A 1,697-nucleotide genomic window follows, 5' to 3' on the forward strand; every position below is an offset into this window, starting at 1 on the left:
TCTTAAAGATAGCGCGCTTTTTTATGAGCAATTAAGTATTAGGTAATAGTCCAAAACACCTTAATTATAAAGGTGCCCCATCTCTTTCAAACAATAATAAAAGCTCTTCACGCATACGATCACGCTCGGCTTCTGACATCATAGGAATATCTTGTTCTGGAGCTTGTAGGCTTGGCGGCTGACTACCATCAAGCGCCTCATCTTGGCTCACAACAGGAACGGTGACAGGATCTTCCACTGGACGCTCCTCTAGCAATATCTTCACTTGCGCATTTTTACCTCTACGTAAAATTTGAGCATGCAGCGTAGTATTGGGCGGTTTACGTGCAACATACTGGATCAGGGTATTGGCATCGGTCATCTCAAACCCATCAATGGTCAAGACAATATCACCGATTTTAAGACCACTTTTAGCAGCAGGACTCTTAGGAACGACGTTAAATACTTCTACCCCAGTTGATGTCTCCAGCTGGGTTGGATCGCGTAATTGTGACTGTATTTCAATCCCTAACCAACCACGGCTAACCTTACCATCTTTAATTAATGCATTCATCACTTGCTCGACGATAGCAGTAGGAATGGCAAAACCAATACCCATAGAACCACCAGAGCGTGAGTAAATAGCTGTGTTGATACCAATTAGCTCACCGCGCGCATCAACCAATGCACCGCCCGAGTTACCCGGATTAATAGCCGCATCAGTCTGGATAAAGTCTTCAAACTTATTGACGCCAAGCCCTGTACGTCCAGTCGCTGAAATAATACCTTGGGTAACGGTTTGACCGACACCAAAGGGATTACCAATCGCTAGCGCTACATCGCCTACAAGCGTTGGTTTTTCACGAAAGCCCAAAGGCGTAAGCTCAGTCATATCGACTTTAATCACTGCCAAATCACTGTCTGGATCTGTGCCAATTAACTTCGCACGGCTTTTACGACCGTCATTAAAAGCAACAGTAATTTCATCGGCTTTCTCAATCACATGTGCATTGGTCACGATATAGCCATCTTCTGAGACAATCACGCCTGAGCCTAGATTGGTATTACCCTGCTCTTCTGATGGTCCACCATGGAACTCAAAAAACCGGCGCAATACCGGATCATTCATATAAGGATGTTCTGCCATCGTCTGGGTGGTATAGATATTGACCACCGACTGCGAGGCGCGAGCCACACCATTATGATATGAGGCGATAGGCGTTGGTGTATCCGATATTGGCTCAGAAGCTTGTTGCTCAGCTGGCGTGGTTTTTGGCGGCTCCCATTTTGCCTCTGATGCTGTCTTCATACTCGCAAATAGCCAAATAAAGGCGGCAGTGACCACCAACAGTAAAATCCAAGGTAACCATTTTACTAGACCAGCCTTGTTATTGGCATTCGGGGATGACGACATATAAAAACCTCTATAATTTCACATAGACAATCGGTATTAAGCTATATCAGGCGTACGCCTTGATATAAAGCACTTTTACATGTGTAAATTATAGCTGTCCTCATAATACAATGGTAGCGCATCGTGTACCGTTTCAGTTATTGGGCTTGTCTATTCTTTTGCAATCACATGCTAGAATAGCAGCTAATTACTATACAGCTACAACCTACAACCATCATATGCTCTTTGCAAATTATCTGGCTGCCCACTAGCATAAAAACTATTTAGAAATATGCTTTAAATATATAAAAAAAAGGACATACCA

Annotated in this window: 1 protein-coding gene; it reads right to left on the reverse strand. The window is 43.6% G+C overall.

The window, feature by feature from the left end:
• Positions 1–64: 64 nt before the first annotated feature.
• A complete protein-coding gene (locus VLN09_RS06310; protein WP_325244751.1) occupies positions 65–1,393 on the reverse strand; it encodes a S1C family serine protease in 1,329 nt (442 codons plus the stop codon).
• Between the last annotated feature and the right edge of the window lie 304 nt (positions 1,394–1,697).

The sequence above is a fragment of the Psychrobacter sp. genome, from assembly GCF_035469765.1.
In the GTDB taxonomy this organism is placed as follows: Bacteria; Pseudomonadota; Gammaproteobacteria; order Pseudomonadales; family Moraxellaceae; genus Psychrobacter.